The following is a 25,313-nucleotide window of genomic DNA, read 5'->3' as shown; positions in this document are numbered from 1 at the left end:
ATGACTAGGTACTAACAGTAGTATATAATCATTAAAAGTAGAATGCAACAAAAACTTTTGCAGACTACTCTTAGTCGAGCTTCTCTCCCTGGAACACACCTGTTCCGTCAAGATAAGTACGCAACGAAGCATACTGATCATTGTGCCAAAACGCTTCTGAATCAACTAGTATCGCCGCATCTTGTCTCGCTGTTTCTAACGCTCGATAATCATGTACCATATCAGCTACCTTAAACTCTGGTAGACCACTTTGCTTACTTCCAAAGAAATCTCCAGGACCTCGTAACTCTAAATCTTTTTCTGACAATACAAATCCATCATTTGTTTCAGTCATAATGCGCATTCTTTCTTTTCCCGTTTCTGATTTCGGGTCCGCAATTAATAAACAATACGATTGTTCACTACCACGCCCAACGCGCCCCCTAAGCTGATGAAGCTGCGATAAACCGAAACGCTCCGCGTCATAAATAACCATAACAGTCGCATTCGGTACATTCACACCTACTTCAACAACTGTTGTCGATACAAGAATTTGCACTTTATTTTCACTAAACTGTCCCATTATCTCTTCTTTTTCTTGAGATGATAGTCTTCCATGCATTAATCCAACTTGGCATTTCCCTTGATAATGATGAGTCAGCATACTATGTAAGTCGATAGCATTTTGTACATCCAACTTCTCAGACTCTTCAATTAGAGGACAAATAACATATGCCTGTCTTCCTTTTTTGATCTCTTTTTCCACAAAACCGAGAACGCGATCTAACATATCATGTTTTGCCCAATACGTTTCGATCACCTTTCTACCAGCTGGCATTTCATCGATAATAGAAACGTCCATCTCTCCAAATGCAGTGATAGCTAACGTACGCGGGATTGGGGTCGCCGTCATAAACAACACATCTGGACTTTCGCCTTTCTCACGTAAAACCCGGCGCTGCGCTACACCAAATCGATGCTGTTCATCCGTAATAACGAGACCTAACCTATGAAATATAACTTCATCTTGAATTAAAGCGTGCGTCCCAACAAGGATATCTACTTCTCCTTGCTCTAATCTCGCCAAAATCTCTCGACGTCTCGCACCTTTAACAGAACTTGTTAGCAGTTCAACCTTCATACCGAAATGTGAAAACGTCTCAGCGAGCGACTGATAATGTTGTTCAGCTAAAATTTCCGTAGGAACCATCATAGCACCTTGATAATGAGCTAATTTCGCTCCATAAAGTGCAATCGCAGCAACAACTGTTTTCCCAGAACCTACATCCCCTTGCAATAATCGATTCATGCGATAGGGAGATGTCATATCTTTCATTATTTCATCTACAACCCGGCTTTGTGCGCCAGTTAACGGAAACGGAAGTGCATCAGTAAACTCTTGCAATTCTACTGATGAAATTTCTTTTTTCGTGCCCTTTGAATTTTCCCTTTCCATTTTCCGTAATGTTTGCATTTTCAACTGGAACAAGAAAAACTCCTCATATACAAAACGGCGCCGTGCTTGCTTTAAGTCTTCCTGTCCCACTGGAAAATGTAACGCTCTGAGTGCTTCATAACGTGGTAATAATTTATACCTACTTAACAAACCGTCAGGTAACACTTCAATTATAGAGTCTCCATATTCCTTTAAAGCCTGGGCAATAAAACGGCGCACCTGCTTTACTGTCAACTTCCCTTTCACTGAATATACTGGCTCTACTTCTTGTTGACGCACAACCGGTCCAAAATGAAGTTCTGATACAGCGATCGTTTGGCGATGCTGATCCCATTTACCAGTAATCGTTACCGTTTCATCTAGCTTTAACTTTTGTTTATAATATGGTCTATTAAAACATACGGCTGTAATTAAATAACGCCCGACAAGAACACGAACTGTAAGACGCGACTTTTTCTTTCCATAGTATTGAAGTAAAGGAGCACTATGTACTTTCCCTTCAACCGTCACACGCTCATCATGCTTTACTTCAGCAAGATCTTTCATCGCATAGTCTTCATAACGGTACGGAAAATGTTCTAATAGATGAGAAACTGTATAAATTCCCATCTCGTGTAATAACTCAGATGTTTCTCCTCCGATTCCCTTTACATCCGTAACAGGAACTTGTACAACTTCATTCAAGATTCTCACGCTCCGTCACATTATTTTCTTCGATTCATTCTATTGATTCTCCATTAACATCATCGACATCTGTAATCTCTCTCTTTCACCCTATATATTCTATCATAGGCATTCTAAGAGAAACTACTCTAATCCCTCTATATAAAGTGAAACTATAATCAGTGGGGTTTTGTTCATCCCCCACTGATTATTAGCCCTCACCAATCGGGCTTTTACGGGCAGTTAATCTCCCAACTAACTTCTTTGCTCTAGCCGAATTTAGGGGTGGAAATTTTACTGCCTACAAATAGCGGGACAAAACAAAGATATACAACACGCAAGAAAAGAGCCTCACTATTAGCAGCAAGGCTCTTTTCTATCATCAATATGCTAGCCTTTTGAATAAAAACTAGTAATAAATTTCATATCACTACTTTTCATCCATTAGCAAGTAAGTAATCCATTTATTTTTAAAACGAATCTTTTCTTATTCTACAGAGAAGATGAAAGAATACACCGGTTGGTTCCCTGCATGTACTTCTACTTCTGCATCTTCAAAGTTCTCTTCAACAAACGCAACTAATTCAGCCACTTCTTCGTCTGTTGCATCTTCACCTTGTAGAATCGTTACGATTTCAGAATCTTCATCAATTAGTGCTTCTAGTAATTGCTTCGCAGCTCCTACTTTTTCAGCGTTTGTTGATACGATTTTTCCATCTGCAATACACATGAAATCATCTTTTTGAATTGCCACACCGTCAATTTCCGTATCACGAACAGCATACGTAATTTGACCTGTTTTCACATGAGATAAAGCTTCGTTCATGTTTTCTTTATTCTCTTCTAACGTTCCAACTGGATTAAATGCTAACATTGCAGCCATACCTTGAGGAACTGTTTTCGAACGAACAACAATAACTTCTTGATCTACTACTGAAGCTGCTTGTTCTGCTGCCATTACGATATTTCCGTTATTTGGTAAAATGATGATTTTTTCAGCATTCGCCTCTTCAATCGCCTTCACGATATCCTCCGTACTTGGATTCATCGTTTGGCCACCTTCGATAACTTTCGTTGCGCCAATGCTCTCAAATAAAGTTTTAATACCAGATCCCATAGCTACAGTCACAATACCATACGGTTGTTTCTCTTTTGGTTGATTCGTTTGTTCAGGCACCATAGTAGGTTCATCTAATAAAGCCGTATGCTGTTCACGCATATTTTCTACTTTAATCTTAATTAGACTACCGTAGCGTTGTCCATAGTTCATAGGATCTCCAGGATGTTCCGCATGAATATGAACCTTAACAACCTCATCATCTGATACAACAAGTAGTGAATCTCCGTACACACTAATATCTTCACGGAATTTTTGTTCAGAGAAATTATGTTCCTTCATTTTTTCAGGCTCTAATTTCACCATGAATTCCGTACAATATCCATACTTAATATCTTCTGTACTCAATTGGCTTTGTACACTACGGTGATGTTCTGCGCGTACCATGTCATTCATAGATGGTTGCGTCTGCACATTAGAAGAAATCGTTTCTCCTTTTAAGTCAGCTAAAAATCCTTCATATACAACAACTAGACCTTTACCACCGCTATCTACAACGCCAACTTGTTTTAATACAGGTAATAAATCTGGCGTACGATTTAACGATGCATTCGCTTCTTTTACAACGTCTTCCATAAACAAAACAAAGTCGCGCTGTTTTTTCGCAACCGTCACTGCATATTTACCCGTTTCTCTTGCAACCGTTAAAATCGTTCCTTCAATTGGTTTCATAACCGCTTTATACGCTGCCTCTACTCCAGCCTCTAAAGCTGCAGCAAAATCAACTGTTGTTAATTCTTCTTTTTGTTCAATGGATTTAGAAAAACCACGGAATAACTGAGATAAAATAACCCCAGAGTTACCACGAGCTCCCATTAATAATCCTTTGGCTAAACTTACGCCGACTTTACCAGCATGCTGTGAAGGATTTTCTTTCACTTCACGTGCGCCTGAAGTCATTGATAAGTTCATGTTTGTACCGGTATCGCCATCTGGAACTGGAAATACGTTTAATGCATCAACAAGCTGAACATTATTTGTTAAATTATTTGCTCCTTGAATGATCATTTGTGATAAACGTTTTCCATCAATTTTTTGAATTGACACAGATTTTCCTCCTTAATGCACATTACAAGTTTATTACTTTAACTCCTTGTACGTAGATGTTTACAGAATCTACTGCTAGTCCTACAGTTTGATCTAATGTATATTTCACTTTAGTCTGCACGTTATGTGCTACTTCTGAAATTTTCGTACCATAGCTCACAATAATATACATATCAATATGTACTTCATCTTCATCTTTACGAACAATAACACCTCTAGTGAAGTTTTCTTTTCGTAAAATGTCTGTTAATCCATCTTTTAACTGATTTTTTGATGCCATACCTACGATACCGTAGCAATCTACTGCGGCACCTCCAGCAATTGTTGCAATTACATCTGTACTAATATCAATTTGACCGTACTTCGTTTTAATTTCAATTGACATCTCGTTTCCCCCTTCATAAATGGTGAAAGTGAGCTAGACTACTTTAGTTACTATCATATAATCTTTTTAAAGAAAATTCCATCGTTCTTTCTTTTCACTCTCATATTTTATGTTTTATACTACACTTTTCTATGATGAGCAAAATAGTCCATTGTTATTATACAACATGTACCACTATAATATGTCAAGCAATTTTTCTTGATTTCAGCTTTTCTTCATTGGTATATGGTGTCAAGTAATTTTTCTTGATTTCTTTTTTCTACGGTGTTGCATTCTCTTTTTAGTTGTGTTAAATTATAGTAGTGTTTTTAGCATCGCAAAAAAGACTAACATTGAAAAATTACGTATGGTAAGGTATCAAGGGAGGGAAATATAAATGGCTCGTGTTTGTGCTATCACTGGAAGAAAAGCTCGTTCTGGTAACTCTCGTTCTCACGCAATGAACGCTACAAAACGTAAATGGGGCGCTAACCTTCAAAAAGTTCGCGTACGCATCGACGGAAAAGTTCAACGTGTTTACGTTTCTGCTAGAGCATTAAAATCTGGCAAAATCGAACGTGTTTAATAATAAAAAAAAGAGCCGCTAGGCTCTTTTTTTATTATAACAATGGAAAAAGCACCGGTAATAGGTGCTTTTTTTAGTCTTTTTTGAAGGTATTTAACATCGCACGTACAATTCCACCAAGAAATTTAGGTAACTTAATTGTATAAAATCTCATGGTTTCCCTCCTAATCCCCATTACTCCACTTGTTTACTATATGATGCAAGGAGCAAAATTGTTTCTTCAATCAGTGCTTCTTATCATCATTAATATGCCAGAAGTAAATGAAAAAGTACCTTTTTCCACAATGAGTTCATTACTAATACAAAGTGTCGATCCCCACTCTATTGTCTTGTTAGTAAGAGAGTACTTAAATCCACGTAATGTAATACCTTCAACTGTTTCAGTAACCGGTACAAAGGATACATAAGGAAAATTTTCATTTTCTTCAATTATATGTGTACCAACTTTTTTTACTGTTATTTCATTTTTATTGTCTACAATACACATTTCTATCTCTGCCGCTAAACCTTTTAAAAGCATTTGTATATTTGCCAAACCATGATCAAGTCTTCCACCAGTCGCGCCAAAAATACGAATGAATTTCGGGTTTTGTTCTAAAGCCCAGCTAATTGCAATTTCTAAATCTGTTTGATCTTTTTCTCGCGGAACAATATGTAACTCATTTGTTTGCTGCCTCATCCATGCTAACTCATCCTCAGTAACCGAATCGTAATCCCCAAACGCAACAGTCGGAGTAATTCCACTTTTTAATAAACGGTACACTCCCCTATCAACCGCCGCCCACACTACTTCTTCATTTTCATATCGAGAAAAATCTGCGCAGTATTCTACAGGTCCTCCTGCCAAAATATGAACAATCATTTTTTCTTCCCCTTCTATTGTAAAAAGGCAATCTGCCATTCGGTAGATTGCCTTTCTCCTTATTTTTCGCTCTATCCTGTATAAAATAGTGAAGTCTTAATTAACTAGATGCTTCACTAGAATAAAGGCCATTCATTCTTTATCCACGAATTATACGAATTGCTTCACCGCGGTCTTTTTGATTGTATACTGCTGATCCTGCTACAAGAACATTCGCTCCTGCTTCAACACAAAGTCTTGCCGTTTCAGCGTTTACACCACCATCAACTTCAATTTCTACTTCTAGATTTCGCTCTTTAACCATTTCTGCAACTTCTTTAATCTTCGGTAATACAGAATGAATAAACTTCTGTCCACCAAATCCAGGATTTACTGTCATTAGTAATACCATATCTATATCTTCTAATACATGTTCAATTACCGATACTGGCGTATGCGGATTTAATACAACCCCTGCTTTAATGCCATGAGATTTAATTAACTGAATTGTACGATGTAGATGAGGACAAGCCTCTACATGAACAGTAATAATATCTGCTCCCGCTTTTGCGAAAGTCGGGATATAGTTATCAGGATTTTCAATCATTAAATGTACATCTAATGGTAATGATGTAATCGGACGGATAGCTTCTACAATTAATGGCCCAATCGTAATATTTGGTACGAAATGTCCATCCATTACATCAACGTGAATGTAATCAGCTCCACCTTTTTCTACATCTTTAATTTCTTCCCCTAATTTTGAAAAATCTGCTGATAAAATCGATGGTGCAATTTTAATCATGACTAATACCTCGGCTTTCTCTCTCTAATTTCTTCTACGAATTGTTTGTAATTCTTATAACGATATTCAGTTATCTTTCCTTCTTCAACCGCAGCTTTCACCGCACATTTCGGCTCAGAAAGATGTGTACACCCTCTAAATTTACAGTATTGGCTCGCTTCTTTCAACTCTGGAAAACAATATGTAAGATCTTCTACCTCTATATCTATGAAATCAAGCGAACTAAAACCAGGTGTATCCGCAACAAGCCCGCTCCCCACTGTAATTAATTCCACGTGTCTTGTCGTATGTTTCCCGCGCCCTAAATGTGAAGAAATATCATTTGTTTTCAATTCTAAATCTGGACGTAAAACGTTTAACATTGAAGATTTTCCAACACCAGATTGTCCTGCAACGACAGAAACACAGCCTTCTAAGAATGGTTTCAAAATATCGATACTTTCCGATGTATTTATAGAAGTAAATAATACATCATAACCTATTTCACGATAATCATTTGCAAAAGCTTCAACAGTTTCCTTCATTTTTTCATCCACTAAATCCATCTTACTAATACAAATAATCGGCTTAATATTATGATATTCAATCTGTACTAAAAATCGATCTAACAGTCCGGGATTAAAATCTGGTTCTACTGCAGAGAAAACGAGAATCGCTTGATCAACATTAGCAATAGGAGGTCTAACAAGTTCGTTTTTTCGATCAAATACTTCTAACACGTATCCTTCACTCGGATTATCTGCTTGAAAAACGACGTGGTCTCCTACAAGTGGTGTAATTTTATTCTTTCTAAATACACCACGCCCGCGACATTGTGTAATTCCTTCTTCATTCTGCACATAATAAAACCCACTTAGAGCTTTTACAATTTTTCCTTCTGGCATATAATTCTCCTTTATTTTGTATAAAGTGAAACTTTAATTAATAATGAATTGACTAGAGTTCTTTAAACAATTATTTAAAAACTAACTAAATATATACCCAGGTAATATATTTAAACTACCATCACATTCAAAATATTATTCACAATAGTATCACCTTTATAGCTTTTGAATCATATATTTTTGCCTGCTATACCATCCATTATATAGACAGATAACAGGCAAGAGTAATAAAGTGAAACTTTAATCATTGGGGTTTTATCGATCCACTCTGATTAGTAAAAACCCTCACCAATCGGGCTTTTACGGGCAATCAATTCCTGCCTACCTTCTTTGTTTTACAGCCGAATTTTGAGGCGGGAGTCTTACTACCAACAGATAGCAGGACAAATTCCATCCTCTATAAAACAAGAATGGAATCCATTATTGTTGAGCTGGATATGGTACTTCTTTTTCTATAATCGTTACTCCATCTCGAACAATTTTATAATGTCCCTTTGAACCTTCTTGAATTACAAATTCTAAAGAAATAGTCGCTGACTCAGTAATCGTTCTCGTTTCAACTGGTCTATCCATTTTTTGCTGCATATCTTCTTTATAAATTTCTATTGTTTGCGGTTTTTTCTCACCTGTTGCAGAAGCTTCATATGGGATGGAAATATTATCCACTTTTACTGTTTTCGTCACTTTGGGCTTCGGACCATCAGAGATAACAATCGTTACTTTATCTCCTTCTTTTAAAGGTGTCCCAGGTTTTGGAGATTGAGAAATAACAAGTCCCTTTTCAACAGTATCTGAATACTCCCTTTTTATATCAGAAACAAGCTTTCTTTCATTTAAGTAACCTTTTACACTATTTTCAGTCCATCCTGAAAAATCACCTGGCCTAATTTGATAAGGTCCTTTACTTACCCAAATCTTCAGTTCTTGTTCTGCCTCTATAACCATTTGATCAGGCGTTGGTATTTGCTCTACGATTTCACCTTTCGGCTTATCATTTTCAATAAAATTAATGGTAACCTGTTTATATTTTTCTTCTAACTCAGCTCTTATACTCTCGAAATCTTTTCCTGTGAAGTCACTCATTTTACTTTTCTTTTTTCCACCTGATTGATAGATAGTAATTTTAGAGCTTTCTTTCACTACTCTTCCGGCTATTGGATCTGTTTTTATCACTTTTCCCACTTCAACATTATCTGTATATACAATGTTAGGTTCTGTAACTTCAAAGCCTTTTTCAACTAATGTATTTACAGCTGTCGTATACTTCATACCAGCCACATCAGGAACCTTCACATCTTTCGGAATAAAGAAGCCTGGAATAACAGTAAGCGCTAATGTTATCCCTATCGCTAAAAGTAAAAATGTTGTAATTAAAACCTTCAGCCATTTGTTACTGCGCTTTTTCTTCTTAGCTGATTCGGTATCTTCTTTTCTTGCTTGTTCATCCACTTTACTTCCTTTTAGCACAATTGTTTCATCACTCACATTTTGGAATAATTGTTCTTGTTGAATGATTGGAATCGCTTTCGTTGCTTCCATATCTTCTGGTATGTAAAATGGTTGTTCATTTATTCTTTCTGGATATAGCGCTGTTTCAATATCCCGTTTCATCGCGTTAGCAGATTGATATCGATGGAATGGATCTTTCGCAGTTGCCTTTAATATAATATTTTCAACACTTTGTGGAATATTTTCATTCCATCTTTTTGGAGATGGTATTTCATTTTGTAGATGTTTTAAAGCTATTGCAACAGCAGATTCACCCGAAAACGGTTGTCTTCCTGTTAACAATTCAAACATAACAATCCCAAGTGAATAAATATCTGATTGTTTATTCGCTATACCACCACGTGCTTGTTCCGGTGATAAATAATGTACAGAACCGAGCACCGAATTTGTATGTGTAATTGTTGTTGCACTTGTAGCTGTCGCAATTCCAAAGTCTGTGACTTTTATCACTCCATCATCTCGAATCAAAATATTGTGCGGTTTTATATCACGATGCACAATCTCAAAGTGATGGGCGTGTGCCATGGCGGACGTTAACTGCTCCATTATATCAAGAGCTTCTCCTATCGGTAACATCCCTCGATCAATTATGTATTGCTTCAATGTTCGTCCAGGTACATATTCCATTACAAGATAATATATACCATCCTCTTCCCCAACATCATACATATTCACAATATTTGGATGCGACAACGTTGTAACAGATTGCGCTTCTCGATGGAAACGTTTAATAAACTCTTCGTTATTCGAATAGTCGAGTCTTAATATTTTTACCGCTACATCTCGGCCAAGTATTTCATCATGAGCTAAATATACATTGGCCATTCCTCCACCGCCAATCATTTTCAGCAGCTTATAACGGTCATTTAAGCGTTTTCCAATCAGCACGTTGCACTTCACCTACTTTCGTTTGCCGAATCCGCATAATCAATAATAACGAGAGTGATATTATCTTCTCCACCACGATCATTTGCTAATTGAATGAAATGCTCTCCCTTCGCCTCGAGCTGTTCATTCAATTGTAAAATTTGTTGCATATCAGCCATAGGGACTTTGTTAGACAATCCATCAGAGCAAAGAAGCAATTGATCATCTTCTTCGAGAACTAATGTTTTAACATCTAATCCGACTGTTTCTTCTGTTCCTAACGCTCTTAATAGAACATTCTTTTTCGGATGATATTCTGCATCTTCTTTTGAAATTTCACCGTGCCTAACAAGTTCATTTACAAGTGAGTGATCTTCCGTTATAAGCGATATTTCTCCCTCTGATACCATATAACAACGACTATCTCCTATATGACCGATTGTTACAAAACTAGGTGTACAAATCGCTACGATAACCGTTGTTCCCATGCCATTACATTCAACATGCTGCTTAGAGTAAGCATATATACGCTCATTAATAATTCCAACGTTAGTATGTAACCACTTTTCTACCTTTTTAGGCTCATTCATATTATGCGTTTGCTTCCAATAATCATGGAATAATTGAATAGCCATCGAGCTAGCTACATCGCCAGCTCGATGACCTCCCATTCCATCTGCTACTACCGCTAAAATATTTCCATCTAAATTGTGAAAAACTCCTGCACTATCTTCATTATGTTGACGAACTTTCCCTTTATCCGATAGAAACACGGCTTTCATCTCGTCACCTCGTCTCTTCTTTGCGCTCCTTTGCACGCAACTGACCGCAGGCTGCATCAATATCATGACCTTGTTCACGGCGAATTGTTACATTCACTCCACGATCTTTTAGCGTCTTTTCAAATAAGAAAATTTGCTCTCGTGGCGTACGTACATAATCACGTTCTGGCACGTAGTTTACCGGAATTAAGTTTACATGACATTTTACACCTTTTAAGAGCGCAGCAAGTTCTTCAGCTTGCTCAACTTGGTCATTTTCTCCTCCAAATAAGCCATATTCAAACGTAATACGACGCCCTGTTCTATTTACATAGTATTTAACAGCTTCCATTAAATCTGGTAGCTTATAAGCACGGTTAATCGGCATTAATTTTGAACGTAACTCTGTATTTGCAGAATGCAATGAAATCGCAAAATTGATTTGCATATCTTCTTCAGCGAACTTATAAATTTTTGGAACAATTCCACTTGTTGAAACTGTCATATGCCTTGCACCAATATGAATTCCTTTTTCATGATTTACAATGCGTAAGAATGACATTAAGTTGTCGTAATTATCAAACGGCTCTCCAATTCCCATAACAACAAGAGAACTTACACGCTCTTCTGTTTCATCAAGCGCACGCTGAACTTCCACTACTTGCGCTACAATTTCTCCAGCTTCTAGGTTTCGTTTTAGCCCACCAAGTGTAGAAGCACAGAACGTACAGCCAATTCGGCAACCAACCTGTGTTGTTACACAAATCGAATTTCCATATTCATGTCGCATTAATACCGTTTCAATAGAGTATCCATCGTATAACTGGAATAAGAATTTAATTGTTCCATCCGAAGACGTTTGTTTTACTAATGTATTTAAAGTAGTAATATCAAAGGAATTCGACAATTTATCGCGCAATCCTTTAGAAAGGTTTGACATATCCTCATAATTTTTTACACGTTTTTTATATAACCAATCAAAAATTTGCCCTGCACGGAATTTAGGTTCCCCTTGTTCCTTTAACCAATCTTGCATTTCATGAAGTTGTAAAGAGTAAATTGATGGTTTCTTTGTTTCTAGATTTTTCTTTTGTTTTTTTACAGTTGTTTCCATGATGCTACACCTTCTTTCTTAAACAAGCAATATAAAAGCCATCTGTCGCAAAATAATGCGGTAAAATTTGTACTTGACCTTCATCAATGTACGGACTTAATTTTTCTGGCATACGTTCTTTTATCGTAGTATCCCACTCAAATTCACGATGCTCTTGTAAAAACCGTTCTATTACTTGTTCATTTTCTATTTTTTCAATTGTACATGTACTATAAACAAGGCGACCACCTTGTTTTAATAATGGTGCTATTTTTTCTAATATCGCAAATTGAATCGTTGATAATCGTTCACTATCGCCCTTATCTTTCCCTAACTTAATATCAGGTTTACGTCTTATAACACCGAATCCTGAACATGGCGCATCTACTAATATTTTATCAAAGGTTTCATTTTCAAAATGCTCTTGAACTTTTCTAGCATCTAATGCCTTTGTTTCTACATTTTCTAGACCAAGTCGATCTGCTTGTTGTCTAATTAAACGCACTTTATGTGCATGTAAATCAAGGGACATTACCTTACCAGTTCCCTTTAATCGCTCTGCAATATGCGTTGTTTTCCCGCCTGGGGCAGCACAACTATCAAGGACTTCATCGCCCTCATTTGGTTCTAAAGCACGTGCCACCAGCATAGAGCTTTCATCTTGAATAGAGAGAAATCCTTTTTTAAACGCTTCTGTATGCGCTACATTCCCTCTTTCAATTTGAATTGCATCATCTGACAAATCGCCACGTTTCGCTTCTATACCCTCGTTTGCTAATAGCCCAATCGCTTCTTCCACCGTAACCTTATCAACATTCACACGTGCTGTCGGTACAGGTGGTAACATATTTACTTCACACATTTTCCCTGCTGTCTCTAAACCGTATTCAGATACCCAGTCTTGTACAAGCCAAGCTGGATGACTCGTTGTAATCGCAAGACGTTCTACCGGATCCTTGATTTCTTCTAACGATGGTACACCTTCTCGCTGAATTGAACGTAACACTCCGTTCACCATGCCTGAAATCCCTTTATGCCCACGACGTTTCGCAATCTCAACAGCTTCATGAATAGCCGCTCTTTCTGGAACTCGGTCTAAATATAACATTTGATATAAAGATAGGCGAAGCAACACTCTTACCCAAGCCTCAACCTTCTTTCTTAAAAATGGTTGTAAATAGTAGTCCAATGTGTCACGACGTTGAATTGTTCCATATACAATTTCAGTTAATAAGCCTATATCTTTTCTATCAATTGCACTTTTTTCAATCAGGTTATTTAAAAGTAAGTTGCTATATGCGCCACTTTTTTCTACTTGAATTAAACCATCAAGAGCTAACTCACGAACATTTTGTCTCATGCATTTTCTCCTAACTTCGTACCAATTTCAGGTTTTGTTCCACGTAAAAACTGTGAACAACTCATGCGCTTTTTACCAGACGGTTGTAATTCAGTAATTTTAACACCTGTCTCATTACCTGTTGCAACAACAAATCCATCTTCTTCATAAGCTACTATTGTACCTGGTTCAGCTTTCTCTGCCATAGAAACTTTCTCTCCCCACCATACTTTTACAACTTGTCCTGCTAAAGTTGTATAAGCAACTGGCCATGGATTCAATCCGCGAATGTGATTGTATACTTCTTCACCTGTTTTTGTCCAATCAATTTTCTCTTGCTCACGTTTTATATTATATGCAAACGTTACTTCATCTTCATTTTGTTTAATTGGTTCTAGCTTACCTTGAATTAATAAAGGTACTGTTTTAGATAGAAGATGTGCACCGGCTTCACTTAACTTATCAAATAACGAGCCCGTCGTTTCACGCTCGTCAATTTCCACTTCTACTTGCGTTAAGATATCACCAGCATCTAATTTTTCTACCATATACATAATTGTAATGCCTGTTTTCTCTTTCCCTTCCATGATCGCATAATGAATCGGTGCACCACCGCGAAGCTCTGGAAGTAATGATGCATGGACATTAATACATCCGTACTTTGGTGCTTCTAGAATTTCGTTTGGTACAATCTGACCGAACGCAGCTGTTACAATTAAATCCGCCTCTAGTGCTAATACTTTTTCATATTCGTCTTTTTCACGAATTTTCAGTGGCTGTAGCACCGGAATGCCATGTTTCTCCGCTTCAACTTTAACTGGAGTAGGCGTTAAAACCTTTTTTCTACCCACTGGACGATCAGGTTGTGTTACAACACCCACTACGTCATATCCATCCTCGATAAGACGACGAAGCACCGGTACAGAAAAGTCCGGTGTTCCCATAAATACTACTTTTATCATTCAAAAACCGCTCCTTTTAACACCTATTCTAATTCGTTTTCTTCATAATATCTCGTCACTTTAGATGTAAATAAAACACCATGTAAATGATCGATTTCATGTTGAATCGCACGCGCTAAGAAGTCTTTTGCTTCTAATAAGAATATTTTCCCACGACGATTTTGCGCACGCACTTTAATGTAATCTGCACGCTCCACTTCACCATAAAGTCCCGGAAAGCTTAAGCAGCCTTCGGGACCTACTTGTTCACCACGTTTTTCTAAAATAACCGGATTTATTAATTCTATTTTACCCGTATCATCATCGATATCAACAACAGCAACTTGTAAGCTCACACCTACTTGTGGCGCAGCTAAACCAACGCCGTCTGCAATTAACATTGTTTCATGCATATCTTTTAACAATTTCACTAACTTTTTATCAAAGTTAATTACTCTTTCGCATGGTGTTTCTAATACTTCATTTGGATGCTTTACAATTTCTAAAACTGCCATATTTCCCTCCGCTACATTAACATTGTTGGATTAAAATCAATTGAGATTTGTAGCTCTTTTTGCATTTCTGCTTGATAATGTTCATTTACCATTTTGAGCACGTTCTTTAAGTTTGGTTCCCGTTTGTATTTTATCATGCATTGGTAACGATATCTATCTTTTATCCTTGGAATCGCTGAAGCAACTGGGCCTAACACCATTGTTTGCTGTGAGCAATGCGTTCGTAAATGACCGACAATTTTTTCCGTCACTTGGACTGCCTTTAATAATTCTGGATGAGATACGGTTACAAGCACAACGTAATAATACGGCGGATATTGTCTTGTTCGTCTCATTTGCATTTCATGTTCAAAAAAAACATCATATTGCTGATTCTTTGCTAATTCTACACTGTAATGTTCCGGTGTATACGTTTGAATTACAACTTCCCCTGGCAATTCATGCCTTCCAGCACGTCCACTCACTTGCGTCAATAGCTGATAGGTCTTTTCACTCGCTCGAAAATCAGGTAAGTGAAGCATCGTATCTGCCGTTAATACACCTACAAGCGTCACTTTCGGAAAATCAAGTCCTTTTGCAATCATTTGTGTTCCCAGTAATATATCTGCTTTCTCTTCTCCAAATGCCTTTAATAATTTTTCATGCATTCCTTTACGGCTTGTTGTATCTACGTCCATTCGAATGACTCGCGCCTGTGGAAATAGTTTTGTGATTTCTTCTTCTACCTTTTGTGTACCAGTACCAAAGAAACGAATATATGTACTATTACAAGCCGGACACTCTGTTGGCATATTTTCCTCATGGCTACAATAATGACATTTTAAACGATGATTCATTTTGTGGTATGTCAACGAAATATCACAATGCGGACATTGTACGACATATCCACAATCACGGCACATCACAAACGTAGAATGCCCCCTTCTATTTAAAAAGAGAACCATCTGTTCTTTCTTTTCTAATCGATCTGCTATTTTCTCATGTAGTGCCTTTGAAAACATTGAGCGATTTCCATCACGAAGTTCTTCACGCATATCCACAATTTCTACGGTCGGCAAAGCTTGTTCATTCATACGTTTCTCCATCGTCAGCAGCTCATAGACACCCTTTTTTGCTCTAGCAAATGATTCAAGTGTTGGGGTTGCACTTCCAAGAACGATTGGGCACTTATGATATTGCCCTCTCCACACCGCTACATCTCTTGCATGATATCTCGGATTATCTTCTTGCTTATAACTCGATTCATGCTCTTCATCTATAATGATAATTCCTAAATTTTCAAAAGGAGCAAAAATAGCTGAGCGTGCACCAACTACAACTTTCACTTCTTTTCTTAAAATCTTTCGCCATTCATCATATTTTTCACCAACTGAAAGCGCACTATGAAGAACCGCAACTTGCGAACCAAACCTACCTTTGAAACGATCTACCATCTGAGGCGTTAACGCGATTTCCGGAACAAGTACAATAGCTTCTTTTCCCTTTTTCAACACCGCTGCTATAGATTGTAAATATACTTCTGTCTTCCCACTTCCTGTAACACCATATAGTAAAAATGGATTATAAGTTTCATTTGCAATTGATGATAAGATCGGTGTAATAACTTGCTTTTGCTCTTCAGTAAGCGGAAATGGTTTCGTTTGTTCAAAATCATCATCGTCATATGGATTCCGATATACTTCCACATACTTTTCTGAGATTAGCCCCTTTTTAACAAGTGCTTTTATTGGAGCATCTGTTATTTGCAACTCTTCTGTTATCACTTTCAACGGTACACTTTTATAATTTTCCACAAAATAATAGAGTACATCTTGTTGTTTTTTACTTTTCAGTTCAAATGCCGCTAATTCTAATTTATCTTCTGGCAACTCCGGCTGTACTACTCTTTGTTTTTTCTTTTGCACTTTATCCTTTACCTGATAAACAACTTCAATCGTGCCATTTTTAATTTCTTGTTGAATAGTGCGGTATAGATGTGGTTCCGTCTCAATCACTTCCCAATCTATCGCCTCTTTGTCTTGAAATAAAAACAGTAGTTCAGGTGCTACTTCTTCTTGTTTACGAAGTTGTATCCGTTTTTTATACGTCGCTTTTATCGCTGTCGGAAGCATCACTTGAAAAGCTGAAATCATATAACATAACGTTTCACTTGTAAGCCAATATCCAAGCCTTAATAATTCCTCATTTAAAACCGGAGTAACATCTAATATTTCATGGAGTGCCTTTAATTTTTTACTTTCTACCTCAGCCGAGTCTTTTATGCCAATAATAAAACCTTGCAATTTTCTTGGACCGAATGGAACTACTACACGCATTCCTGTTTGCACGATATCTTCCCATTTTTTAGGGATGATATAATCAAACGGCCGATCTGTTTGACGTGCTGGTACATCAACAATTACACTTGCAAACTTCATACACAATCATCTTCTAACATCATTTCGATTTGCTTTAATATTTCACGAGCCACTTCTTTCTTCGTTAAAAGTGGTAACTCAATAATCTCTCCATCTTTTCTATACATTGTTACAATATTCGTATCTGTACCAAAGCCAGCTCCTTGCGCTTTCACATCGTTCGCAACAATCATATTTGCATTTTTCTCACGTAATTTTCTCGTCGCATATTCCTCTATATTCGTCGTTTCAGCTGCAAATCCGATAAGTAACTGTCGCTCTTTTTTCTCACCTAATGTTCTTAAAATATCTACTGTTCTTTCCAATTCAATAACAGCATCGCCATTTTGCTTTTTCATTTTATTATCGTGAACATATTTTGGGCGATAATCTGCAACTGCCGCTGTCTTGATAACAACATCTACATTCTGATAATGTTGAAGAACTGCCTCTAACATATTTTGTGCAGATTCTACTTGTATTGTTGTTACATGTAATGGCGGATTTAATGCTGTCGGTCCTGACACAAGTATGACATCAGCACCTAAGCTTGCTGCAACTTCTGCAATTGCATACCCCATCTTTCCAGAAGAAAAATTCGTCATAAAACGGACTGGGTCAATCTTTTCACGTGTCGGGCCAGCCGTTATTAATATTCGCTTTCCTTGCAATGGTTTTTGTTCTGAGAAAACCTCTTCTAATCTTCCAATAATCACCTCAGGTTCTTCCAGTCTTCCCTTAGCTACATAACCACATGCTAAAAAGCCTTCGCCAGGCTCAATAAATGTATATCCTAACGCTTTTAACGTCATCATATTTTTTTGAACAATTTTATTTTCATACATATGCACATTCATAGCAGGCGCAATCCAAACTGGAGCTGTAGTAGCCAACAACGTAGTCGTTATCATATCATCCGCAATACCATTCGCTAACTTCCCAATGCAATTCGCTGTAGCAGGTGCCACAAGTACAACATCTGCCCAATCCGCTAAATCAATGTGAGCGATAACCGCTGAGTCTTTTTCATCAAACGTATCCGTATATACATCGTGGCGAGAAAGCGCTTGAAATGTAAGAGGTGTAACAAACTTCATTGCCGATTCACTCATCATTACTTTTACAGTAGCACCCGCCTGTGTCAATTTACTCGTTAACGCAGCTGCCTTAAAAACTGCAATGCCTCCTGTTACACATAGAAGTATCTTTTTCCCTTTTAGCATATGACTCGTCCTCTTTCTTTTTCAAACTTATTCTACTGAAATAGAATTTTCAGCTCGTCAGTACCAATATGTTGTTCCACCTTTTTACGATTATTTCTTTCCTATCGTAAAAAAATAACAACCTACTTGTAAATAGGTTGTTACCGTTACATAGAAAATTATAAAGTCTATGTTTTAATTTGTCGAAAAGAATGTCTTAATCGATGATTTTGTCTTCGCTTGGTACATATTTTAATACTTCTGCATCGATTTCTTCTAATGATTTACCTACACATTTATGAGAAACAGGTTGCTCAATAACACAATTGTTCGCAAGTTGCATTTCACGCGCACGCTTTGCAGCTACTGTTACAAGCGTATATTTAGAATCGATTTTTGTTAATAATGAATCAATTGATGGATTTAACATAATTATAGACCCTCCGTCATTTCTTTATAATATTTTGCTACTCTTTCGCGGCGGCAATGTTCGCCAACCACAATTGCTTTAATTCTGTCGCAAGCTAATTCAACTTGATCGTTTTCTACAACATAGTCATAAGCGTCCATCATTTCGATTTCTTCTTTCGCTACAGTTAAACGATTTTCAATAACATCTTCAGTTTCTGTACCACGACCGACAATTCGGTTCTTTAGTTCAGATAAACTTGGAGGTGCTAAGAAAATAAATACACCTTCAGGGAAGGCTTTCTTAACTTGAATTGCTCCTTGTACTTCAATTTCTAGAAACACGTCTTTTCCTTCTTGTAATGTTTTTTCAACATAATCAATCGGTGTTCCGTAATAATTACCTACGAACTCAGCCCACTCAAGTAATTTTTCATTACGAATCATTTCTTCAAATTCTTCTCTCTCTTTAAAGAAATAATCCACACCATCTACTTCACCTTCACGCGGTTTACGCGTCGTTACTGAAATAGAGTACTGAAAACGTGTATCCTCCTGGCTAAATAGCTCTTTGCGAACCGTTCCTTTTCCAACCCCAGAAGGTCCTGAAAGCACGATGAGCAATCCTCTTCTACTTCTCATAAATATGTAAAACCTACCCTTCCTCACTTAAATCTTCTTTATTATTCAAACGATGTGCAATCGTCTCTGGCTGAATTGGACTTAATACAACATGCCCATCATCCATCACAATAACCGCCCTTGTTTTTCTCCCATACGTAGCATCAAGCAAAGCATTATGTTCACGTGCTTCCTGTACTGTTCGTTTAATAGGAGCTGACTCCGGACTTACAATAGCAATAATTCGATGAGCAGATACAATATTTCCGTATCCAATATTTAAAAACCGCATGGCCATAGTTTGCGCCTCCTAGTAAGTCTATCCGATTTCTCCACCACGTATAACTTTATATATTTTTTTGAAAGCTACTCAATATTTTGTACTTGTTCACGAATTTTTTCAAGGTTATTTTTCATTTCTACAACATATTTTGATATTGTTAAGTCATTTGCCTTAGAACCAATCGTATTAATTTCTCTATGCATCTCTTGCACGATGAAGTCCATTTTCCTTCCAACAGGCTCTTCAATCTGCAGTGTTTCACGAAATTGATCTAAATGACTTTGTAAACGAACTAACTCCTCGTGAATATCACAACGCTCTGCAAACATTGCGACTTCTGTTAGCAATCTTTGTTCATCTAAATCTTGATTATGTAATTCTTTTAAGCGATTTTCTAATCGTTCACGATATTTTTGTGTAACAATTGGCGCATGTGGAATAATTGCATTTACACAATTGTGAATCTCTTGCAAACGATACGCTATATCTTTATGTAATCGTTCTCCTTCGCCATCTCTCATCATTTTTAACATATGAGCAGCTTGGCGAACAGCCTCATATAAACTGTTTTCAAATTGTTCATTTACATTTTCTATTTCTTCAATTGCCGTTACTTCTGGCATTCCCATTAGTTGCCCGATTGTAATAGAATCTTGTAATTGAAATTTCCCTTTTATATCTTCCATAATGGATTGGTACTGCTTGAGAAGCTCCCAATTCACACTTAATTTTCTTTCAACAAGCCCTTCACCTGTTATACTAATAGACACTTCAATACGTCCACGGCGAACTTGTTCTGCAATTATTTTACGAATTTTGTCTTCAAACACCATCATTTGCTTCGGAAGTCGAATACTCATTTCTAAAAAGCGATGGTTCACCGACTTCATTTCTACTGTTATTTGAAAAGTATCATTTTCTACTTTCGACCTTCCAAATCCTGTCATACTACAAATCATCTTTATCACATCCAAGCCATGAAATAACTCAATGAAAAAGGTAATAGAGACAAGGCTCTACTACCTTCTGTAAATTATATCATATTTTCATATCATTGACTATTTCAAGTTTAATCCCTTCTTATATAACAGTGGCTTTTTCTTTTTATCCTTTTTTCTTGTTAATAAAGATCCTACTAATAAGAAAGTCGGAATAGATGATAATCCTCCAATTAACAACCAATCTCGTGCTTGTATCGGCATTGTGCTAAAAATCGGCTGTAATGGTGGATAATATATAACTACAAGCATTAACAGTAAAGAAATAATAACCGCCCCTACTAAATATACATTTCCAAACGGGTTACGATGAAATATAGAATGTTCACTACGACAATCAAATACATGAATAAGCTGAGCAAGTACTAATGTTGCGAAGGCTACCGTTTGTGCATACTTTAATTCATTTGGATGCTGGTTAAATGCAATAATAAACGCTACTAATGTCACTGCTCCGATTAGAAAACCACGACTTATAATTTTCCACGCAAGCCCTCTAGCGAACACCCCTTCTTTCGGATGGCGTGGTGTTCTCTTCATGACATCTCCTTCAGCCTTATCCAAACCTAATGCCATCGCTGGTAAACCGTCAGTAACTAAGTTCACCCATAAAATTTGAATTGGAACCATCGGCAATGGCAGTGCAAGTAACATCGCAAATAACATAACTAAAATTTCACCAACGTTAGATGCTAGCAAATACCGAATAAACTTCCGAATATTTTCATATATGTTTCTACCTTCTTTAATTGCCGATTTAATCGTAGCGAAGTTATCATCTAACAAAACAAGTGAAGAAGCTTCTTTTGCAACATCTGTCCCTGTAATTCCCATCGCAATCCCTATATCAGCTGTTTTAATAGCTGGAGCATCGTTCACTCCATCACCCGTCATAGCTACTATATGCCCCTTATTTTGCAGCGCCTTAACGATTTTCAATTTATGCTCAGGAGACACTCGAGCGAATACATACGTATCTTCTACAATATCTTCTAATGCCTCTACATCCATATTCGCAAGTTCTACACCTTCAACAACGCGTCCACCCGGTGGTAAAACCCCTAACTGTTCCGCAATTGCCATTGCTGTCACTTTATGATCTCCCGTAATCATTACCGTTCTAATACCAGCTTCCTTACACTCCCTCACCGCTTGCGCCACTTCTGGTCTTGGCGGATCTATCATTCCTTGTATTCCAACAAGCATAAAATCCTGCTCTACTTCTCTTTCATGCTCAATTGAATCTGTAGCTTTTAACGGTTTAAATGCCACCGCAATCGTTCGTAAAGCTTGACTTCCTAAACTATGAATCGCTGCCTGCACTTCTTTTCGATACATTTCACTTAAAGGCTGCTGTTTATTCCCCCATAAAATCGTTTGGCTCATTTGCAATAGAACATCTGGCGCTCCTTTTGTAATAACAAATTTTTTCCCTTCACGATCACGAACGATAACGCTCATCATTTTTCTAGTTGAATCAAAAGGAAATTCACGAATGACTTCAAACTTTCCTTTAAGAGCTTCACGTGATATTCCCGCCTTCATTGCAGCAGCTACGAGAGCTCCCTCTGTTGGATCTCCATCTAACACATACGTCTTTTTCTTTTGAATAACATTCGCATTATTACATAAACAGCCAAATGTGAGTAGTTGATACAGTGATTTCGTCTTAGTAGGGTCAATTACTTCTTCACCTTTCATAAACGAACCCGTTGGCTCATAGCCTTGACCAGTTACTTTCCACAATTCTCCGCTTGACCACATATGCGTTACCATCATTTTGTTTTGTGTCATTGTTCCTGTTTTATCTGAGCAAATAACAGAAGCACACCCTAACGTTTCTACAGCTGGCAACTTTCGCACAATCGCTCTCTTTTTAATCATGCGTTGTACACCAAGTGATAGCGCAACTGTAACGATAGCTGGTAATCCTTCCGGAATAGCCGCAACTGCGAGCGAAACCCCAGCCAAAAACATGTGATACACTTCATTCCCCTGATATACACCAGCTAATACTACAAGAGCTGTCAAAATAAGAGCGACAATAATTAAAATTTTCCCTAGCTGTTCTAACCTTCTTTGTAATGGTGTTTCCATTTGCTCAGCATTTTGCAACATATTTGCAATTTGGCCCATAGCTGTATTCATTCCAGTCGCTATGACTACCCCTGTTCCAGCACCTCTCGTTATCATCGTCCCCATAAATGCCATGTTTTTTTGATCACCAATTGAAACATCTTGGCCTTGTAATGCTTCTACCTTCTTTTGTACCGGCACTGATTCCCCTGTAAGAGCAGACTCTTCGATATATAAACTTGAAGATTCCACAAGACGAACATCCGCGCCAATACGATCGCCACTAGAAAACTTAATAATATCACCTAAGACAAGCGCTTTAGACGGTGCCTTTATCCACTTCCCATTTCTTAGTACCGTAACTTGAGGAGCTGCCAACTCTTTTAAAGCTTCCAACGATTTTTCAGCTTTCCTTTCTTGAAAGAAACCGAGGATACCATTGATAATAACGATCGCAACAATTGCAATTGAATCGATGTATTCTCCTAAAAAAGCTGAAATAATTGTTGCACCAAATAAAACAAGTACCATAAAATCTTTAAATTGCGCTAAAAACACCATAAGTGCAGAAGGCCGCTTTGCTTCTTGCAATTCATTTGTACCAAATTTCCTTAATCGCCCCTCTGCTTCTTGCTCTGTAAGACCTACCTCCACATTCGTATTCGTCCTTTCCTCCACTTCATGTGCACGCATTTCATACCAATTCATCCTGCCATCGACCTCCTGATTCCAGACATACTCTAATGAAAGCTTATTCAGCCTCGTCCAAAAAAATGCTATAATTAACTTTTAGTTAGAAAGGAGTGTTCATTTATGGCATTCGATGGATTATTTACAAGAGCGATTACACATGAAATTGCAAATTCTCTTTACACGGGAAGAATTTCCAAAATATATCAACCTTCAAAATACGAGATTTTATTACATATTCGCGCAAACGGAAAGAATCAAAAACTGATTCTCTCCGCTCATCCGACATATGCACGTTTACACTTAACAAACCAAAATTACGATTCACCTGCACTTCCACCAATGTTTTGTATGCTTCTCCGCAAGCATTTAGAAGGTGGTTTCATTGAAAAGATTGAACAAATTGATTTAGAGCGCATTATTCAAATTACAGTTCGCAGCAGAAATGAAATTGGTGATGAATCGCTAAAGACATTAGTAATTGAAATCATGGGACGACATAGTAACATCATTTTAGTAGACACAAAAACAAACAATATTTTAGATAGCTTAAAACACGTTTCTTTAGCAGTAAACCGACATCGAACTGTATACGCTGGAGCTGAATATATTGCACCACCAGCACAACATAAAATTAACCCGCTTCAGATTGAAACAGATGATGAATTTATTAGACCGCTAGACTTTCTATCTGGAAACATGGATAAACAGCTTGTCGGCACTTTTACGGGAATATCACCGTTATTCGCAAAAGAAGTAGTGAAAAAAGCAGGTATGGTAAATGAAAAAGCATTATCTGAAGCATTTTTCTCCATACAAAAGCCATTACTAACTCATACATATTCACCAACAATGAGTACTGCAAACGGGAAAGAATTCTTTTATCTTTTCCCTCTTACGCACTTGCAAGGAGAAGAAAAAACATTCTCATCAGTAAGCGAATTGTTAGATCGCTTCTTTTTCGGTAAAGCAGAGCGCGACCGTGTAAAACAACAAGCGCATGATTTAGAGCGCTTTATGCAAAACGAAAAAAATAAAAACGAGAAAAAACTCATTAAACTAGAAAAAACATTACAAGATGCCGGGAAAGCAGATAAATATCAACTTTTTGGAGAGCTACTTACAGCCAATATGTATGCTTTGAAAAAAGGTGATAAAAATATTGAAGTCGTTAACTATTACGACGAAAATGGTGGGACTGTAAAAATCACATTAGATCCTTTAAGAACACCATCCGACAATGCACAACGCTATTTCCAAAAGTATCAAAAAGCAAAAAATTCAGTTGTTGTTGTAGAAGAACAAATCGAAAAAACAAATGAAGAAATTCTTTATTTTGATAGCTTACTTCAACAAATGGAAGCTGCTTCTTCAAAAGATATCGAAGAAATTCGCGAGGAATTAGCCGAAGAAGGTTATATGCGCAATCGCAAAGCAAAAAATGCTAAGAAGAAACCAACTAAACCGGTATTGGACAAATATTTAGCTAGTGATGGAACAGAAATTTTCGTCGGCAAAAACAATAAACAAAATGATTATTTAACAACGAAATTTGCCCGTCGTGATGAAATTTGGTTACATACGAAAGACATACCTGGCTCTCATGTTGTCATTCGTTCTTTAGAACCTGCTGAAGAAACTTTACTAGAGGCTGCAAAAATCGCCGCTTATTTCAGTAAAGCAAAAGAGTCTAGCTCTGTACCTGTTGATTTCACGAAAATACGTCATGTCAAAAAACCGAGTGGCGCAAAACTTGGCTTTGTTACGTACGACAATCAGCAAACCGTATATGTAACACCTGATGCTGATACTGTAATGAAATTAAAAGCGTAAATATTAAAAAATGCGTTGCTTGCAAGCGACGCATTTTTT

At 37.3% G+C, this 25,313-nt stretch carries 22 protein-coding genes; 2 read left to right on the top strand and 20 right to left on the bottom strand.

The features are described 5' to 3' along the window. Positions 1-70: 70 nt before the first annotated feature. From recG to MRBLBA3_RS02895, 3 genes are all read right to left on the bottom strand, one after another. Positions 71-2,119 (bottom strand): ATP-dependent DNA helicase RecG, encoded by a 2,049-nt coding sequence (gene recG, locus MRBLBA3_RS02905; RefSeq protein ID WP_044737554.1) that lies wholly within the window; start codon positions 2,117-2,119, stop codon positions 71-73. A gap of 466 nt (positions 2,120-2,585) precedes the next feature. Beyond that, a complete protein-coding gene (locus MRBLBA3_RS02900) occupies positions 2,586-4,262 on the bottom strand; it encodes a DAK2 domain-containing protein (protein ID WP_000027116.1) in 1,677 nt (558 codons plus the stop codon). A gap of 22 nt (positions 4,263-4,284) precedes the next feature. Beyond that, on the bottom strand, positions 4,285-4,647 hold the full coding sequence (locus MRBLBA3_RS02895) for an Asp23/Gls24 family envelope stress response protein (protein WP_000021109.1): 363 nt from the start codon (positions 4,645-4,647) through the stop codon (positions 4,285-4,287). 376 nt (positions 4,648-5,023) lie between these two features. Between MRBLBA3_RS02895 and rpmB the strand changes: the two genes are divergently transcribed. Next, a complete protein-coding gene (rpmB, locus tag MRBLBA3_RS02890; RefSeq protein WP_000124776.1) occupies positions 5,024-5,212 on the top strand; it encodes a 50S ribosomal protein L28 in 189 nt (62 codons plus the stop codon). Between the two features lie 73 nt (positions 5,213-5,285). Here rpmB and spoVM read toward each other — a convergent pair whose 3' ends face one another. From spoVM to MRBLBA3_RS02805, 17 genes are all read right to left on the bottom strand, one after another. Then, the gene (gene spoVM / locus MRBLBA3_RS02885) at positions 5,286-5,366 is read right to left on the bottom strand and encodes a stage V sporulation protein SpoVM (RefSeq protein WP_001213599.1); all 81 of its coding nucleotides are present in this window, start codon (positions 5,364-5,366) and stop codon (positions 5,286-5,288) included. A gap of 66 nt (positions 5,367-5,432) precedes the next feature. Further along, positions 5,433-6,113, bottom strand: coding sequence for a thiamine diphosphokinase (locus MRBLBA3_RS02880; protein WP_000752660.1), 681 nt, complete (start codon positions 6,111-6,113; stop codon positions 5,433-5,435). A 100-nt stretch (positions 6,114-6,213) separates the two neighbouring features. Further along, entirely contained in the window at positions 6,214-6,858 is a 645-nt protein-coding gene (gene rpe, locus MRBLBA3_RS02875; RefSeq protein WP_000589964.1) for a ribulose-phosphate 3-epimerase, read from the bottom strand. A 2-nt stretch (positions 6,859-6,860) separates the two neighbouring features. Continuing rightward, on the bottom strand, positions 6,861-7,742 hold the full coding sequence (gene rsgA / locus MRBLBA3_RS02870) for a ribosome small subunit-dependent GTPase A (protein ID WP_001113949.1): 882 nt from the start codon (positions 7,740-7,742) through the stop codon (positions 6,861-6,863). A 420-nt stretch (positions 7,743-8,162) separates the two neighbouring features. Then, the gene (gene pknB / locus MRBLBA3_RS02865; RefSeq protein ID WP_000904771.1) at positions 8,163-10,139 is read right to left on the bottom strand and encodes a Stk1 family PASTA domain-containing Ser/Thr kinase; all 1,977 of its coding nucleotides are present in this window, start codon (positions 10,137-10,139) and stop codon (positions 8,163-8,165) included. Between the two features lie 8 nt (positions 10,140-10,147). Beyond that, positions 10,148-10,900 carry a Stp1/IreP family PP2C-type Ser/Thr phosphatase gene (locus MRBLBA3_RS02860; RefSeq protein ID WP_000648692.1) on the bottom strand — a complete coding sequence of 251 codons (753 nt, stop codon included), beginning with the start codon at positions 10,898-10,900 and terminating at the stop codon, positions 10,148-10,150. A 4-nt stretch (positions 10,901-10,904) separates the two neighbouring features. Next, positions 10,905-11,993, bottom strand: a complete 1,089-nt coding sequence (rlmN, locus tag MRBLBA3_RS02855; protein WP_000450535.1) for a 23S rRNA (adenine(2503)-C(2))-methyltransferase RlmN — start codon at positions 11,991-11,993, stop codon at positions 10,905-10,907. 4 nt (positions 11,994-11,997) lie between these two features. Then, the gene (rsmB, locus tag MRBLBA3_RS02850; RefSeq protein ID WP_098561574.1) at positions 11,998-13,332 is read right to left on the bottom strand and encodes a 16S rRNA (cytosine(967)-C(5))-methyltransferase RsmB; all 1,335 of its coding nucleotides are present in this window, start codon (positions 13,330-13,332) and stop codon (positions 11,998-12,000) included. After that, entirely contained in the window at positions 13,329-14,273 is a 945-nt protein-coding gene (gene fmt, locus MRBLBA3_RS02845) for a methionyl-tRNA formyltransferase (protein ID WP_000598796.1), read from the bottom strand. The genes rsmB and fmt overlap by 4 nt, the downstream gene beginning before the upstream one ends. Positions 14,274-14,296: 23 nt before the next feature. Further along, positions 14,297-14,767, bottom strand: a complete 471-nt coding sequence (def, locus tag MRBLBA3_RS02840; protein ID WP_000279466.1) for a peptide deformylase — start codon at positions 14,765-14,767, stop codon at positions 14,297-14,299. 11 nt (positions 14,768-14,778) lie between these two features. Next, positions 14,779-17,184, bottom strand: a complete 2,406-nt coding sequence (gene priA, locus MRBLBA3_RS02835) for a primosomal protein N' (RefSeq protein ID WP_363379692.1) — start codon at positions 17,182-17,184, stop codon at positions 14,779-14,781. Beyond that, positions 17,181-18,386 (bottom strand): bifunctional phosphopantothenoylcysteine decarboxylase/phosphopantothenate--cysteine ligase CoaBC, encoded by a 1,206-nt coding sequence (gene coaBC / locus MRBLBA3_RS02830; protein ID WP_000911741.1) that lies wholly within the window; start codon positions 18,384-18,386, stop codon positions 17,181-17,183. The genes priA and coaBC overlap by 4 nt, the downstream gene beginning before the upstream one ends. A 196-nt stretch (positions 18,387-18,582) precedes the next feature. Then, positions 18,583-18,795 (bottom strand): DNA-directed RNA polymerase subunit omega, encoded by a 213-nt coding sequence (rpoZ, locus tag MRBLBA3_RS02825; protein ID WP_000933968.1) that lies wholly within the window; start codon positions 18,793-18,795, stop codon positions 18,583-18,585. 2 nt (positions 18,796-18,797) lie between these two features. Continuing rightward, positions 18,798-19,415, bottom strand: coding sequence for a guanylate kinase (gmk, locus tag MRBLBA3_RS02820; protein ID WP_033656620.1), 618 nt, complete (start codon positions 19,413-19,415; stop codon positions 18,798-18,800). Positions 19,416-19,428: 13 nt separating this feature from the next. Beyond that, entirely contained in the window at positions 19,429-19,692 is a 264-nt protein-coding gene (remA, locus tag MRBLBA3_RS02815; RefSeq protein WP_001251456.1) for an extracellular matrix/biofilm regulator RemA, read from the bottom strand. Between the two features lie 68 nt (positions 19,693-19,760). Then, positions 19,761-20,636 carry a YicC/YloC family endoribonuclease gene (locus MRBLBA3_RS02810; RefSeq protein ID WP_000564112.1) on the bottom strand — a complete coding sequence of 292 codons (876 nt, stop codon included), beginning with the start codon at positions 20,634-20,636 and terminating at the stop codon, positions 19,761-19,763. A gap of 99 nt (positions 20,637-20,735) precedes the next feature. Next, the gene (locus tag MRBLBA3_RS02805; RefSeq protein ID WP_001104738.1) at positions 20,736-23,459 is read right to left on the bottom strand and encodes a calcium-translocating P-type ATPase, SERCA-type; all 2,724 of its coding nucleotides are present in this window, start codon (positions 23,457-23,459) and stop codon (positions 20,736-20,738) included. 105 nt (positions 23,460-23,564) lie between these two features. Between MRBLBA3_RS02805 and MRBLBA3_RS02800 the strand changes: the two genes are divergently transcribed. Further along, positions 23,565-25,274, top strand: a complete 1,710-nt coding sequence (locus MRBLBA3_RS02800; RefSeq protein ID WP_363379688.1) for an Rqc2 family fibronectin-binding protein — start codon at positions 23,565-23,567, stop codon at positions 25,272-25,274. The last annotated feature ends 39 nt before the right edge of the window (positions 25,275-25,313 follow it).

This window comes from Bacillus sp. LBA3-1-1.1 (assembly GCF_040676495.1).
Lineage (GTDB): Bacteria > Bacillota > Bacilli > Bacillales > Bacillaceae_G > Bacillus_A > Bacillus_A nitratireducens.
The sequence above is the reverse complement of the archived record's forward strand: the minus strand, read 5'-3'. Positions and strand labels throughout refer to the sequence as shown.